The sequence below is a fragment of the Metapseudomonas phytobenefica genome (assembly GCF_043392685.1).
Classification (GTDB): Bacteria; Pseudomonadota; Gammaproteobacteria; order Pseudomonadales; family Pseudomonadaceae; genus Metapseudomonas.
The window spans coordinates 129,110-142,874 of sequence record NZ_JBHZGM010000004.1 but is presented as its reverse complement, the minus strand read 5'-3'; the positions used below and the strand labels follow the sequence as shown (position 1 = coordinate 142,874).

At 64.1% G+C, this 13,765-nt stretch carries 12 protein-coding genes and 1 pseudogene; 8 read left to right on the top strand and 5 right to left on the bottom strand.

The features are described from left to right. Positions 1-92: 92 nt before the first annotated feature. Positions 93-219, bottom strand: a pseudogene (locus ACFW0B_RS05370) (hypothetical protein); the annotation flags it as partial. Positions 220-448: 229 nt separating this feature from the next. On the opposite strand from ACFW0B_RS05370, the gene ACFW0B_RS05365 reads away from it, so the two are divergent. Then, on the top strand, positions 449-1,942 hold the full coding sequence (locus tag ACFW0B_RS05365) for an aldehyde dehydrogenase (RefSeq protein WP_449146913.1): 1,494 nt from the start codon (positions 449-451) through the stop codon (positions 1,940-1,942). A gap of 128 nt (positions 1,943-2,070) precedes the next feature. Then, positions 2,071-3,222 (top strand): MFS transporter, encoded by a 1,152-nt coding sequence (locus ACFW0B_RS05360; RefSeq protein ID WP_449146912.1) that lies wholly within the window; start codon positions 2,071-2,073, stop codon positions 3,220-3,222. Between the two features lie 38 nt (positions 3,223-3,260). Here the strand turns inward: ACFW0B_RS05360 and ACFW0B_RS05355 are convergent, their stop codons facing one another. Together ACFW0B_RS05355 and ACFW0B_RS05350 are read right to left on the bottom strand one after the other, a co-directional pair. Continuing rightward, on the bottom strand, positions 3,261-4,583 hold the full coding sequence (locus tag ACFW0B_RS05355) for an NAD(P)/FAD-dependent oxidoreductase (protein WP_449146911.1): 1,323 nt from the start codon (positions 4,581-4,583) through the stop codon (positions 3,261-3,263). 99 nt (positions 4,584-4,682) lie between these two features. After that, positions 4,683-5,171 carry an Lrp/AsnC ligand binding domain-containing protein gene (locus ACFW0B_RS05350; protein WP_449146910.1) on the bottom strand — a complete coding sequence of 163 codons (489 nt, stop codon included), beginning with the start codon at positions 5,169-5,171 and terminating at the stop codon, positions 4,683-4,685. Positions 5,172-5,329: 158 nt separating this feature from the next. Between ACFW0B_RS05350 and dadA the strand changes: the two genes are divergently transcribed. The 5 genes from dadA (at position 5,330) to ACFW0B_RS05325 (ending at position 9,394) form a co-directional block, all read left to right on the top strand. After that, on the top strand, positions 5,330-6,628 hold the full coding sequence (dadA, locus tag ACFW0B_RS05345; RefSeq protein ID WP_449146909.1) for a D-amino acid dehydrogenase: 1,299 nt from the start codon (positions 5,330-5,332) through the stop codon (positions 6,626-6,628). Next, positions 6,603-6,956: a RidA family protein gene (locus ACFW0B_RS05340; protein WP_449146908.1), complete on the top strand. Its 354-nt coding sequence runs from the start codon at positions 6,603-6,605 to the stop codon at positions 6,954-6,956. The genes dadA and ACFW0B_RS05340 overlap by 26 nt, the downstream gene beginning before the upstream one ends. A 66-nt stretch (positions 6,957-7,022) precedes the next feature. Continuing rightward, the gene (gene alr / locus ACFW0B_RS05335; RefSeq protein WP_449146907.1) at positions 7,023-8,090 is read left to right on the top strand and encodes an alanine racemase; all 1,068 of its coding nucleotides are present in this window, start codon (positions 7,023-7,025) and stop codon (positions 8,088-8,090) included. Between the two features lie 200 nt (positions 8,091-8,290). Next, positions 8,291-8,839: a cupin domain-containing protein gene (locus ACFW0B_RS05330; protein ID WP_449146906.1), complete on the top strand. Its 549-nt coding sequence runs from the start codon at positions 8,291-8,293 to the stop codon at positions 8,837-8,839. Between the two features lie 132 nt (positions 8,840-8,971). Next, positions 8,972-9,394, top strand: coding sequence for a c-type cytochrome (locus ACFW0B_RS05325; protein WP_151138368.1), 423 nt, complete (start codon positions 8,972-8,974; stop codon positions 9,392-9,394). A gap of 283 nt (positions 9,395-9,677) precedes the next feature. Here ACFW0B_RS05325 and ACFW0B_RS05320 read toward each other — a convergent pair whose 3' ends face one another. After that, positions 9,678-10,250, bottom strand: a complete 573-nt coding sequence (locus ACFW0B_RS05320) for a xanthine phosphoribosyltransferase (RefSeq protein ID WP_449146905.1) — start codon at positions 10,248-10,250, stop codon at positions 9,678-9,680. Positions 10,251-10,370: 120 nt separating this feature from the next. Then, complete coding sequence (gene rep, locus ACFW0B_RS05315; RefSeq protein WP_449146904.1) at positions 10,371-12,383, bottom strand: DNA helicase Rep; 2,013 nt, start codon at positions 12,381-12,383, stop codon at positions 10,371-10,373. Positions 12,384-12,642: 259 nt separating this feature from the next. On the opposite strand from rep, the gene ACFW0B_RS05310 reads away from it, so the two are divergent. Then, positions 12,643-13,725 (top strand): putative bifunctional diguanylate cyclase/phosphodiesterase, encoded by a 1,083-nt coding sequence (locus tag ACFW0B_RS05310; protein ID WP_449146903.1) that lies wholly within the window; start codon positions 12,643-12,645, stop codon positions 13,723-13,725. Positions 13,726-13,765: the final 40 nt, after the last annotated feature.

The window sequence follows — 13,765 nt, the reverse complement described above, 5'->3', positions numbered from 1 at the left end:
GCGGATGGAGTCGGCGAGTGTGCCGACGAAAATGTCGATCTGTTTGCTCGCGGCCTCGGTAATCTCGCGGCGCCCATCGGTGCAGGTGAAGTACATCCCTTCGGCGCTTTCCAGCAGGCGTGGCGATGCCTTGAGCTGGCGGTTGGCGGTGAAAGATGTCCAGAAGTCGTCGAGACTGTTGGATATTCTGCCCAGTTTTGGCGTAAAGGCATTTGTCATTGTGGGCACCGGAGAAGGCGAGGTGGCTTGTAGTAATGATTTGAACGCAGTCTATGTTTGATAAATCGAACAAGGCAAGGGTGTTTGACGGAATTCTGTCAAATATATTGAAAAGGCTGGTCTGTCTGGTTTAGGGTTGCGAGGATGGCCATTCGTAGGTCGGCCTTGCAGAATTTTTGACAGTGCATGCCTGAGCTGGCGGCACTCTTCTAATAAGAGGAAAGCTCCAATGACCACCCTGACCCGTGCAGACTGGGAACAACGCGCCAAGTCCGTGCAGATCGAGACCCGCGCCTTCATCCATGGCGAATACACCAACGCCGTTTCCGGCGAGACCTTCGACTGCATCAGCCCGGTCGACGGCCGTCTGCTGGGCAAGGTCGCCAGCTGTGACCTGGCCGATGCCGAGCTGGCGGTGAAGGACGCCCGCGCCGTGTTCGAGTCCGGTGTCTGGTCGCGTCTGGCGCCGGTCAAGCGGAAGAAGATCATGATCCGCTTCGCCGACCTGATCGACGCCCACGCTGAAGAGCTGGCCCTGCTGGAAACCCTGGACATGGGCAAGCCGATCGGCGACTCCATGGCCGTCGACGTGCCGGCCGCATCCCGCGCCATCCGCTGGAGCGGCGAGGCCATCGACAAGATCTACGACGAAGTCGCCGCCACCCCGCACAACGAACTGGGCCTGGTGACCCGTGAGCCGGTCGGCGTGGTCGCCGCCATTGTGCCGTGGAACTTCCCCCTGCTGATGACCTGCTGGAAGCTCGGCCCGGCCCTGGCCACCGGCAACTCGGTGATCCTCAAGCCGTCCGAGAAGTCGCCGCTGACCGGCATCCGCATCGCCCAGCTGGCCATTGAGGCCGGTATTCCGGCCGGCGTGTTCAACGTGCTGCCGGGCTTCGGCCACACCGTGGGCAAGGCCCTGGCCCTGCATATGGATGTCGACACCCTGGTGTTCACCGGCTCCACCAAGATCGCCAAGCAACTGATGATCTACGCCGGCGAATCGAACATGAAGCGCGTCTGGCTGGAAGCTGGCGGCAAGAGCCCGAACATCGTCTTCGCCGACGCCCCGGACCTCAAGGCCGCCGCCGAAGCCGCGGCTGGTGCCATCGCCTACAACCAGGGCGAGGTCTGCACCGCTGGTTCGCGCCTGCTGGTGGAGAACTCGATCAAGGACAAGTTCGTGCCCATGGTGGTCGAGGCGATCAAGACCTGGAAACCGGGCAACCCGCTGGACCCGGCGACCAACGTCGGCGCCCTGGTGGACACCACCCAGATGAACCAGGTGCTGCGCTACATCGAGGCGGGCAAGGAAGACGGCGCCAAGCTGGTCGCCGGCGGCCAGCGCGTGCTGGAAGAAACCGGCGGCACCTACGTCGAGCCGACCGTGTTCGACGGCGTGGACAACGCCATGCGTATCGCCAAGGAAGAAATCTTCGGCCCGGTGCTGTCGGTGATCGGCTTCGACACCGAGGAAGAAGCGGTGGCCATCGCCAACGACACCATCTACGGCCTGGCCGCAGCGGTGTGGACCAGCAACCTGTCCCGCGCCCACCTGGTGGGCAAGGCCCTGCGCGCTGGCAGCGTCTGGATCAATCAGTACGACGGCGGCGACATGACCGCGCCCTTCGGTGGCTTCAAGCAGTCCGGCAACGGCCGCGACAAGTCGCTGCATGCCTTCGACAAGTACACCGAGCTGAAGGCCACCTGGATCAAGCTCTGATACACCATTGAGGTCCGCCCCTCGCGGTTCGGGGGGCCGGCTCTACGAGCCACGCCTGCGGCCGGGTTTCCAGCGATGGAGCCCGGCCTTTTTTGCTTTGCCCCGCATGGAAAGGGAGGACATTGGCAATGCGTTGGGGAACCTACTTCGCGGTTAGCGGCGCGGTCATCAGCATCGGCCTCGCCCTGGGCGTGACCATGCCGCTGGTTTCGTTGCGGCTGGAAAGTTGGGGCCACGGCAGTTTCGCCATCGGTGTGATGGCGGCGACCCCGGCGGTCGGTGTGTTGCTCGGCGCGGTGATCGCCGGGCGGCTGGCTGCACGCTTCGGCACTGCCACGCTGATGCAGATGTGCCTGCTGGTGGGGGCCTTGTCGGTGGCATCGCTGGCGCTGGTGCAGTCCTACCCGGTCTGGCTGGTGCTGCGGCTGCTGATCGGCGTCGCCCTGACGGTGGTGTTCATCCTCGGCGAGAGCTGGATCAACCAACTGGCGGTGGACGAGTGGCGCGGACGCCTGGTGGCCCTCTACGGCACCGGCTACGCCCTGAGCCAGTTATCCGGTCCGCTGCTGCTGAGCGCGATCGGCACTGGTAACGACCTCGGTTTCTGGACCGGCACCGGATTGCTGATTGGCGGCTCGCTGCTGCTGCTCGGCCGTACCGGCGCGCCGAGTGTCGACGCCCACAGCGCCTCGGGGCGTGGGCTCTGGTCCTTCTGCACGCGCTTGCCGACCATTGCCTGGGCGGTGGCGCTGTTCGCCGCATTCGAGGCGATGATGCTGACCCTATTGCCGATCTACGGTCTGCGCCAGGGCTTTACCCAGGAGGTGGCGCTGCTGATGGCCAGCGTGGTGGTGGTGGGCGATGCCGCCCTGCAACTGCCCATCGGCTGGCTGGCTGACCGCATGTCACGGCGCTCCTTGTTCCGTGCCTGCGGCGTGACGCTGCTGCTGAGCAGCCTGGGCATTCCGCTGCTGCTGCACACGCCGCTGATCTGGCCGCTCTGGGTGCTGTTCGGCGCCAGTGCCGGCGGGCTGTTCACCCTGGCGCTGATCCTCATCGGCGAACGTTACCGGGATGACGAGCTGGTGCGGGCCAACGCCCATGTCGCCCAGCTCTGGGGGATTGGCTGCCTGGTGGGACCGCTGGTGACCGGTGCGGCGAGCCAGTGGATCAGCGGCCACGCGCTGCCGTTGATGATGGCCCTTGGCGCTGCCGGGTTCGTCTGGCTGGCTTGGAGCCGCGAGCTGTTCGATGACGGCGCCGAGGTGGTTGCGGACTGAGGCCGGCGCTAGACGCCGAGCCTTTGCGGGAATGGGGATCAGGCGATCCCCACCGCTTCCTTCATCCGGTACCAGAGCATGCCAAGGGCCAGCAGAGGCGAGCGCAGGTGGCGGCCACCGGGGAAGGTGATGTGCGGCACCTTGGCGAAGAGGTCGAAACCACTGCCCTGCTCGCCGCAGATGGCTTCGGCCAGGAGCTGGCCGGCCAGGTGGGTGGCGTTCAGCCCGTGGCCGGCATAGGCCTGGGCGAAGTAGACATTGGGCTGGTCCGGCAGCTTGCCGATCTGCGGCAGGCGGTTGGCGCCGATGCCGATCATGCCGCCCCACTGGTAGTCGATGCGCACGTTTTCCAGTTGCGGGAAGACCTTGAGCATCTTCGGCCGCATATAGGCGCCGATATCCGCTGGATCGCGTCCGGAATAATGGCAGGCGCCGCCGAACAGCAAACGGTTGTCCGCGGAAAGGCGGTAGTAGTCCAGGGCGACGCGCTGGTCGCATACCGCCATGTTCTGCGGCAGCAGCTCGCGGGCCAGGTCAGCCGGCAGCGGTTCGGTGGCGATGACATAGCTGCCGGCGGGCAGCACCTTGCCGCCGAGAGTCGGGTTGAGGTTGTTCAGATAGGCATTGCAGGCCAGCACCAGGGTCCTGGCGCGGACCACGCCGCGGGCGGCATGCACTTTCACTTCTGCCCCGTACTCGATGCGGGTCACGGTGGAGTGCTCGAACAGGCGCACGCCAAGGGATTGCGCCGCAGCGGCTTCGCCCAGGGCGAGGTTGAGTGGGTGCAGGTGGCCGGAACCCATGTCGATCAGGCCGCCGACGTAGCGGTCCGAACCCACCACGCTGCGCATCTCGCCAGGCTGCACCAGGCGCAGCTCGTGGCGGTAGCCAAGGCCCTTGAGTTCTTCCATGTCCTCGGCGAAACCGGCGAAGTCACCGGGCTTGTTGGCCAGGTCGCAGTAGCCCCAGGTCAGGTCGCAGTCGATGGCGAACTCTTCCACCCGGCGACGGACGATCTCCACCGCTTCCAGCCCCATCAGCTTGAGTGAACGCACGCCGTCGGCGCCGATCACCGGCTCGAACTGCTCGACGCCGTGGCCGACGCCGCGAATCAGTTGCCCGCCATTGCGACCGCTGGCGCCCCAGCCGATCTGCCGGGCCTCCAGCAGTACCACCGAGCGGCCGCGCCGGGCCAGCTCGATCGCGGTGTTCAGCCCGGAGAAGCCGCCGCCGACGATGCACACATCGGCCAGCACCTCTCCCGCCAGGGGCGGGTAGTCGATGCGACGGTTCGCGGTCGCAGCGTAATAGGAGGGGGCGTGTTGTTCGGTGTGCACCGGGATGCGAACGCGGGCGTTCATGTGCGAAATCCTGATTTTATTGTGTGGAAAATTAAACGCCCGGGCAGAATAAGGCGAACCCCCCGAACATGCCAAGGGGTTCGGAACGCAGGTAACACATCATTCGGGAATCGGCAGATTCAGTGATTCCTTCACCTCTTCCATGACGATGTAGGACTTGGATTCACGCACGTGGGGCAGCTTCAGCAGGATGTCGCCGAGCAGCTTGCGATAGGAGGCCATCTCGTTGATCCGTGCCTTCACCAGGTAGTCGAAGTCGCCCGACACCAGATGGCATTCCAGCACGTGGGGCAGCTTGAGCACGGCGCGGCGGAATTCTTCGAAGGTGTCGCCGGACTTGTAGTCCAGGCTGATCTCGACGAACACCAGCAGACTCGCCTTGAGGTGCTGCGGGTTCAGGCGCGCGTTGTAGCCGAGGATGATGCCCTCGCGTTCCAGGCGGCGGACGCGCTCGGTGCAGGGCGTAGTGGAAAGCCCTACGCGTTCGCCCAGCTCGGTGAAGGAGATACGGCCGTCTTCCTGCAGGATTCGTAAAATATTCCGGTCTATCTTGTCGAGTTCACGACGGGATTGATGCTGGGTGCGCATGGTGGATGCCCCTCCGCTGAAGCGCATTTTACCGAGAATTATCGCCAAATATAGCTATCTATATAGTGAATATCACTGGGATTGTCTCCCTATACTTCGCGCCAATGACGCTCAAAATAACAAACGCAGCGAATTCCCCGTTGCGAATGGAGACAGACATGCGAGTGATGGTCCTTGGCAGTGGTGTGATCGGTACGACTAGCGCCTATTACCTGGCCCAGGCAGGGTTCGAGGTGGTCGTGGTGGACCGCCAGAACGCTGTGGCCATGGAAACCAGTTTTGCCAACGCTGGCCAGGTTTCCCCCGGTTATGCATCGCCCTGGGCCGCGCCCGGCGTGCCGCTGAAAGCCGTCAAGTGGATGCTGCAGCAGCATGCGCCGCTGGCCATCCGCACCACCAGCGACATCGACCAGTACCTGTGGATGACGCAGATGCTGCGCAACTGCACCGCCGCCCGCTATGCGGTGAACAAGGAGCGCATGGTGCGTCTGTCCGAGTACAGCCGCGACTGCCTCGACGAACTCCGCGCCGAAACCGGCATCAGCTATGAAGGTCGCGCGCTCGGCACCACCCAACTGTTCCGCACCCAGGCCCAGGTCGACGCCGCAGCCAAGGACATCGCCGTCCTCGAGCGTTCCGGCGTGCCTTACGAGCTGCTCGACCGCGAGGGCATCGCCCGCGTCGAGCCGGCCCTGGCCAAGGTCAAGCACAAGCTGGCCGGCGCCCTGCGCCTGCCCAACGACCAGACCGGCGACTGCCAGATGTTCACCACCCGCCTGGCCGAGATGGCGGAGAAGCTGGGCGTGGAATTCCGCTTTGGTCAGAACATCGAGCGCCTGGATTTCGCCGGCGACCGGATCAACGGCGTGTGGATCGACGGCAAGCTGGAAACCGCCGACCGCTACGTGCTGGCCCTGGGCAGCTACACCCCGCAAATGCTCAAGCCGCTCGGCATCAAGGCGCCAGTCTATCCGCTCAAGGGCTATTCGCTGACCGTGCCGATCACCAATCCGGACATGGCTCCGACCTCGACCATTCTCGACGAGACCTACAAGGTCGCCATCACCCGTTTCGACAAGCGCATCCGCGTGGGCGGCATGGCCGAGATCACCGGTTTCAACCTGGACCTGAATCCGGCTCGCCGTGACACCCTGGAAATGATCACCGCCGACCTCTACCCGGAAGGCGGCGACCTGTCCCAGGCCATTTTCTGGACCGGTCTGCGCCCGGCGACCCCGGACGGCACCCCGATCGTGGGCGCGACGCCGTTCCGCAACCTGTTCCTCAACACCGGACACGGTACCCTTGGCTGGACCATGGCCTGCGGCTCCGGTCGCCTGCTCGCCGACCTGATGGCGCGCAAGCGTCCGCAGATCAGCGCCGAAGGCCTGGATATCTTCCGTTACGGCAATTCCAAGGAGACCCCGGACAATGTCAATCCAGCGCCTGCGCACTGAAACCCGCTACAGCGAAATCGTCATCCACAACGGCACGGTCTACCTGGCCGGCCAGCTGGATGAGAAGCACAGCGCGGGCGTCGGCCAACAGACTCGCGAAACTCTGGCCGCCATCGACGCGATGCTGGCCGAGGCCGGTACCGACAAGAGCCGCATCCTGTCGGTGACCATCTACCTGAAGGATATGGAGGCGGACTACGCCGCGATGAACGCGGTGTGGGATGCCTGGGTGCCGAAGGGCGCCGCCCCGGCCCGTGCCTGCGTGGAGGCGAAGCTGTACTCGCCCGACGTGCTGGTGGAGATGATGGTCATCGCCGCACTTCCTTAAGTTTTTGCTCAGCCCGGCGTTCGCGCCGGGTTTTTTCCGCCTGATCAATTAGAAGAAGCCCTCGCCATGCGTCCCGCCCGTGCCCTGATCGATCTCGAAGCCCTTCGCCATAACTACCGCCTCGCCCGCGAAGTCACGGGCGCCAAGGCCCTCGCCGTGGTCAAGGCCGATGCCTATGGTCATGGCGCGGTGCGCTGCGCCCAGGCGCTGGAGCCGGAGGCCAACGGTTTTGCCGTGGCCTGCATCGAGGAAGCGCTGGAGCTGCGCGCGGCGGGCATCCGCAAGCCGATACTGCTGCTGGAGGGCTTCTTCGAGGCTGACGAACTGGAGCTGATCCAGGCGCACGATTTCTGGACCGTGGTGCATTCCGGCTGGCAGCTGGAGGCCATCGAACGCGCTTCCATCCGCAAGTCGCTGACCGTCTGGCTCAAGCTGGATTCGGGCATGCACCGCGTCGGCCTGCACCCGGCCGAATACCGGGACGGCTGGCAGCGTCTGCAGGCGAGCGGCAAGGTCGAGAAAATCGTCCTGATGAGCCACTTCGCCCGTGCCGACGAACTGGACTGCGCCAGCAGCACCGAGCAGGTCGCCGTGTTCGAGCAGGCCCGCGCCGGCCTTGAGGCCGAGGTCAGCCTGCGCAACTCGCCGGCCGTGCTGGGCTGGCCGCAGGTCCCGAGCGACTGGGTGCGTCCCGGCATCATGCTCTACGGCGCCACCCCGTTCGAACAGGCGCATTCCCTGGCCGAGAAACTGAAGCCGGTGATGACCCTGGAATCGAAAATCATCAGCGTGCGCGAACTGCCGGGCGGCCAGCCGGTCGGTTACGGCGCGAAATTCGTCACCGAGCGCCAGACCCGCGTCGGCGTGGTTGCCATGGGCTACGCCGATGGCTACCCGCGTCATGCACCCACCGGCACCCCGGTGAGCATCGACGGGCAGCCGAGCCGACTGATCGGCCGGGTGTCCATGGATATGCTAACGGTCGATCTCACCGACCTGCCCAACGCCGGCCTAGGCAGCCGCGTCGAGCTCTGGGGCAAGGAAGTCCTGGCCAGTGATGTCGCGGTCCATGCCGGCACCATTCCGTACCAGATCTTCTGCAACCTGCGTCGGGTACCGCTCGTCTACACCTGATTCCTGAAAAAGGGGCGAGATGATCAGAAAAGTGATCATTTCTCCGAATTTTTCCCGCAAGATTACGGTTTTTCCCGGGCTATCCCTGGGATGGGGAGCGTTTGCGCAGTATTGGCAACCCGAGTGTTGTAAATACTGAACGCTGTTGCCATGATACGGCGACCGTGACCACCCCCCTGATCCCAAGGAGGATCCCGCCATTGGACGTCGGTGTTCGACTGCAAGCCATCCGCAAGCTGAAAGGCCTGTCCCAGCGTGAGCTCGCCAAGCGTGCGGGTGTCACCAACAGCACGATTTCCATGATCGAGAAGAACAGTGTCAGCCCCTCCATCAGCTCGCTGAAGAAGGTGCTGGGGGGTATTCCCATGTCGCTGGTTGAATTCTTCTCCCTCGATCTCGAGCAGGAAAACCAGGTCCAGGTGGTTTATCGGGCTGCCGAACTCACCGATATCTGCAGTGGTGCCATCACCATGAAACTGGTGGGCAAGGCCCATCCCAGCCGCGCCCTGGCCTTCCTCGACGAAACCTATCCACCGGGTTCCGATACCGGTGACGAGATGTACGCCCACGATGGCGAAGAGGCCGGAATGCTGGTGGAAGGCCGTCTTGAGCTGACTATCGGCAGCGAGGTGTACGTCCTCGAACCGGGCGACAGCTACTACTTCGAAAGCAGCAAGCCGCACCGTTTCCGCAATCCGTTCGACGCCCCGGCCCGCCTGATCAGCGCGACCACACCGGCGAACTTCTGAATTCCGTAGGCGCCACGCCAGTTTCCCTGCGACAAGTTGGGTTGTTTCAGCGTGGCGGACTATCCGTATATACTTGCGCCCGCCCGCGAAACCGTGGCCGCGGGCGAAACTAGCCACGATGAGGGTGTAAGGGTGAACCTAATCAAGAAGATGCTGGCGGCCCATGCTGCCGTATTGGCCCTGTGGGCTGTTAGCGCCCAGGCCGCGACCGACGACGCCATCGCCGAGCGCATCAAGCCGGTAGGCGAGGTCTGCGTACAGGGTCAGGAATGCAAGGGCGTTGGCGCCGTAGCAGCCGCTGCTGGCGGCGGCGCGCGTACGCCGGACGACATCATTGCCAAGCACTGTGGCGCCTGCCACACCGCTGGCGTGCTGGGTGCGCCGAAGATCGGCGATACCGCTGCCTGGAAAGAGCGTGCTGACCACCAGGGCGGCCTCGACGGCATCCTGGCCAAGGCCATCACCGGCATCAACAGCATGCCGCCGAAGGGCACCTGCGCCGACTGCACCGATGATGAGCTGAAAGCCACCATCAAGAAGATGTCCGGTCTGTAATAGTCCGCCATCGACGAAAAAGCCGCCCGAGGGCGGCTTTTTTTGCCTGCTCGCTGCGACCAGTTGTCGCAGCCCGGGCGCGTTGTGGGAGCGAATTCATCGCTCACAGGTAACCGGTTTCCCCGGACCGGTAGGTTGGGCTGAGCTCTGCGAAGCCCAACGATAGCAGCTGAGCATGCCCGTTGGGCTTCGTGGGCTCAGCCACAACCTACGGCAGGACTTCGTCCTGCATTGCGATTGAAATCGCCCCCACACCGTCATGGTCGATCCTGGAGCGACGGGATCAATCGACGAAGGTGACCTTGCCGTCAGCGAGCGAGGCGAGGCGCGCCAGGGATTCGATGCGATAGCCCTCGCTTTCCAGCAGGGCGCGGCCTTCCTGGAAGGACTTCTCGATCACGATGCCGATGCCAGCAACGCTGGCGCCGGCTTGCTGGATCAGGTCGATCAGCGCTTTGGCGGCGTGGCCATTGGCGAGGAAGTCGTCGATCACCAGCACCTTGTCGGCAGCGGTCAGGTGCTTGGCCGAGATGGCGATGGTGCTTTCGGTCTGCTTGGTGAAGGAGAACACCTTGGAGATCAGCAGGTCGCTCTTCAGGGTCAGCGACTGGAACTTGCGGGCGAAGATCACCGGCACGCCCAGTTCCAGGCCAGCCATCACCGCAGGGGCGATGCCGGAGGCTTCGATGGTGACGATCTTGGTGACGCCCAGGCCCTTGAAGCGTTCCGCGAACTCGTGGCCCACCTGCTGCATCAGGCGCGGATCGATCTGGTGGTTGAGGAAGGCGTCGACCTTCAGTACCTGCTCGGACAGTACGATGCCTTCTTCACGAATCTTCTGTTTCAGCGCTTCCACGCCTGTACCCTCATGTATTGCCCGGTTTGTACCGGGGTGCTTTGATTTCGCGCCGGTCCAGGGTCAGCTGCGCGTCGGCCCCAGAAGCGCGGCTCCAGCTTGCAAGACCCCGAACAGGCCCTAGGACTTTTTCAGCATGGCACGGATGTCCGCCAGGGCCGTGTTGCCGCGCGCGGCCTTCACCTCCACCGGTGCGTCTTCCATGCCTTCCCATTCCAGGTCTTCCTGAGGCAGTTCCTCGAGGAAGCGGCTGGGGGAGCATTCGATGATTTCGCCGTACTGCTTGCGCTTGGCGGCGAAAGTCATGGCCAGGTTCTGCCGCGCGCGGGTGATGCCCACGTAGGCCAGGCGGCGTTCTTCTTCGATGGTGTCGGCTTCGATGCTGGAGCGGTGGGGGAGGATGTCCTCCTCGACGCCCATGATGAAGACGTAGGGGAATTCCAGCCCCTTGGAGGCGTGCAGGGTCATCATCTGCACGCCTTCGGCGCCTTCCTCTTCCTCCTGCTGGCGCTCGAGCATGTCGCGCAGCACCAGCTTGGCGATGGCTTCCTCGATGGTCATGCCACCTTCCTCGTCGCGCTCGAGGGTGTTCTTCAGGGCGTCGACGAGGAACCAGACGTTGCCCATGCGGAAGTCCGCGACCTTGTCGCTGGAGGCGTTCTGGCGAATCCAGTTTTCATAGTCGATGTCCATCACCATGCTGCGCAGCGCGGCGATGGGATCGTTCTGCGCGCACTGCTGGCGCACGGTATCCATGAAGCGCTTGAAGCGCTGCAGGCGGTCGGTGAAGCGGCTGTCCAGGTGCTCGGTCAGGCCCATCTCGTCGCAGGCGGCGTACATCGAAATGCCGCGTTCGGTGGCGTAGTTGCCGAGCTTCTCCAGGGTGGTGGAACCGATCTCCCGGCGCGGCACGTTGATCACGCGGAGGAAGGCGTTGTCGTCGTCCGGGTTCACCAGCAGGCGGAAGTAGGACATCAGGTCCTTCACTTCCTGGCGGCCGAAGAAACTGGTGCCGCCGGATAGCCGGTAGGGGATCTGGTGATGCTGGAGCTTGAGCTCCATCAGCTTGGCCTGGTGGTTGCCCCGGTAGAGGATGGCGAAATCGCTGTAGGGCCGCTGGGTGCGCAGGTGCAGCGTGAGGATTTCCATGGCGATGCGCTCGGCCTCGGCGTCCTCGTTGCGGCAGCGGATCACCCGGATCGGATCGCCCACGCCCATCTCGCTCCACAGTTGTTTCTCGAACACGTGGGGGTTGTTGGCGATGAGGATGTTCGCGCATTTGAGGATGCGGCTGGTGGAGCGGTAGTTCTGCTCCAGCATCACCACCTTCAGCGAGGGGAAGTCTTCCTTGAGCTGCATCAGGTTTTCCGGCCGCGCACCACGCCAGGCGTAGATCGACTGGTCGTCGTCACCCACCACGGTGAACTGCGCGCGGTGCTGCACCAGCAGCTTCACCAGCAGGTACTGGCTGGCGTTGGTGTCCTGGTATTCGTCCACCAGCATGTAGCGCACGCGGTGCTGCCATTTCTCCAGGATGTCCGGGTGTTCCTGGAACAGCTTCACCGGCAGCAGGATCAGGTCGTCGAAGTCCACCGCGTTGTACGCCTTGAGTGTGCGTTGGTAGTGCAGGTAGACGATGGCGGCGGTCTGTTCCTTCGGGTTGCGCGCCTTGGCCAGTGCCTCGTCCGGCAGGATCAGGTCGTTCTTCCAGTTACCGATGTAGTTCTTGATCTCGTCGACGCCATCATCCCCGGAATATTCCTTCTGCATGATGTCGGTCAGCAGCGCCTTGATATCCGACTCGTCGAAGATCGAGAAGCCGGGCTTGTAGCCCAGGCGCGCGTGTTCCTTGCGGATGATGTTCAGGCCGAGGTTGTGGAAGGTGGAGACGGTCAGGCCCTTGCCCTCGCTGCCGCGCAGGAGGCTGCCGACGCGCTCCTTCATCTCGCGCGCCGCCTTGTTGGTGAAGGTCACCGCGACGATGTGCTGCGCGCGGATCCCGCACTGTTGCACCAGGTAGGCGATCTTGCGGGTGATCACGCTGGTCTTGCCGGAGCCTGCGCCGGCGAGCACCAATAGCGGACCACCGACGTAGTTCACGGCTTCCTGTTGCCGAGGGTTGAGTCGGGACATGCTGGGGGCTTGGATCAAGGCGAATGGCCGCGCATTCTAGCAGGCCGGCCGGGTTGTACCGAAGTACCTCCGGGCAACTGTGATGCAGGCTCGGTTGCCAGTGGGTTTCCCTTGGAAATTTCCGCATAGACAGTACGATGGTGCCGTCTTCACCGCTGAATTGGCGAAGCCCGAGCAGGGAAGTTTGGTAAGAACGACGCCGAAAGTGGCGCTAACTGGCGCGAAAGCGCCGAAGTGTCCATGACCCCGGGGAGGTCATTTGTCCGCACTAGTCGAGCCCATGCGTATGCTCCTGCTGGCGGAATCGCCGGCCTGGGCCGTCTTGCTTCGCGACCTCCTGGCCGCGATGGGCAGTGCATCCCCCCTCATCACCGCCGGCTCCTGGGACGCCGCCAGCGGTCTGATGGACGACCTGGATTGCGCCCTGGTGCTCTGCACCCCCCGCCTGTTGCCTTCCGCCGGGCGTTGTCCGCTGCCGATCATCCTGTTGCTGGAAGAGGAACCGGCCGAGGCCCCCCAGGGCGTCAGCGACTGGCTGGTGCGCCGGCATCTGGACGTCGACACCCTGCGCCGCGCCCTGCGCCGCGACGAGCTGGAGCTGCATTACCAGCCGCGGCTGTGCCTGAAGACCGGCAACATTCTCGGCCTCGAGGCGCTGGTGCGCTGGCGCCACGGCGAGCGTGGCCTGCTCACCCCCAATGAATTCGTGCCACTGGCCGAGGAAAGCGGACTGATCGTGCCCCTGGGGTACTGGGTGATCTCCCGCGCCCTGCGCGACATGCAGTGGCTGCGCGGCCGCGGCCTGCCGCCGTTGCACATGGCGGTGAACCTGTCGTTCCGCCAGTTCCAGGACAGCCAGCTGCTCTCCACCCTGAGCCGGCTGATCCACGAGCGCGGCGTCGACGCGCGTTGGCTGGAGTTCGAGCTGACCGAAACCGCTGTGATGCGCCGCAGCGAGCAGGTACGCCAGACCATGGACGCCCTGGGGCGGCTAGGCGTGCGCTTCTCCCTGGACGACTTCGGCACCGGCTTCTCGTCCTTCGTCCACCTCCACAGCCTGCCCATTGCCCTGCTGAAGATCGACAAGAGCTTCGTCGGCGGCATGCACGACCGGCCGGAGAATCGCCAACTGGTGAAGGCGATGATCCACCTGGCGCAGAACCTCAATCTGGAAGTGGTGGCGGAGGGCGTGGAAAACGCCGAGCAGCTGTCGCTGCTGCGCCAGTTCGGCTGCGACCAGATCCAGGGTTACTGGATCAGCAGGCCGCTGCCCCTGGCCGAGCTGGCGCGCTTCCTGGTGTTCGGCGCCCGCCAGGCGCGGTTCGCCAGCCAGGAGCCCTGAGCCGCTCATCCCCCTGTGCGAGCGTCACCCGCAGGGTGCG

Coding starts and splice junctions, on each gene's coding strand:
- alr (WP_449146907.1), top strand. CDS start 7,023: ATGCGTCCCGCCCGTGCCCTGATCGATCTCGAAGCCCTTCGCCATAAC.
- ACFW0B_RS05340 (WP_449146908.1), top strand. CDS start 6,603: ATGTCAATCCAGCGCCTGCGCACTGAAACCCGCTACAGCGAAATCGTC.
- ACFW0B_RS05360 (WP_449146912.1), top strand. CDS start 2,071: ATGCGTTGGGGAACCTACTTCGCGGTTAGCGGCGCGGTCATCAGCATC.
- rep (WP_449146904.1), bottom strand. CDS start 12,383: ATGTCCCGACTCAACCCTCGGCAACAGGAAGCCGTGAACTACGTCGGT.
- dadA (WP_449146909.1), top strand. CDS start 5,330: ATGCGAGTGATGGTCCTTGGCAGTGGTGTGATCGGTACGACTAGCGCC.
- ACFW0B_RS05350 (WP_449146910.1), bottom strand. CDS start 5,171: ATGCGCACCCAGCATCAATCCCGTCGTGAACTCGACAAGATAGACCGG.
- ACFW0B_RS05365 (WP_449146913.1), top strand. CDS start 449: ATGACCACCCTGACCCGTGCAGACTGGGAACAACGCGCCAAGTCCGTG.
- ACFW0B_RS05355 (WP_449146911.1), bottom strand. CDS start 4,583: ATGAACGCCCGCGTTCGCATCCCGGTGCACACCGAACAACACGCCCCC.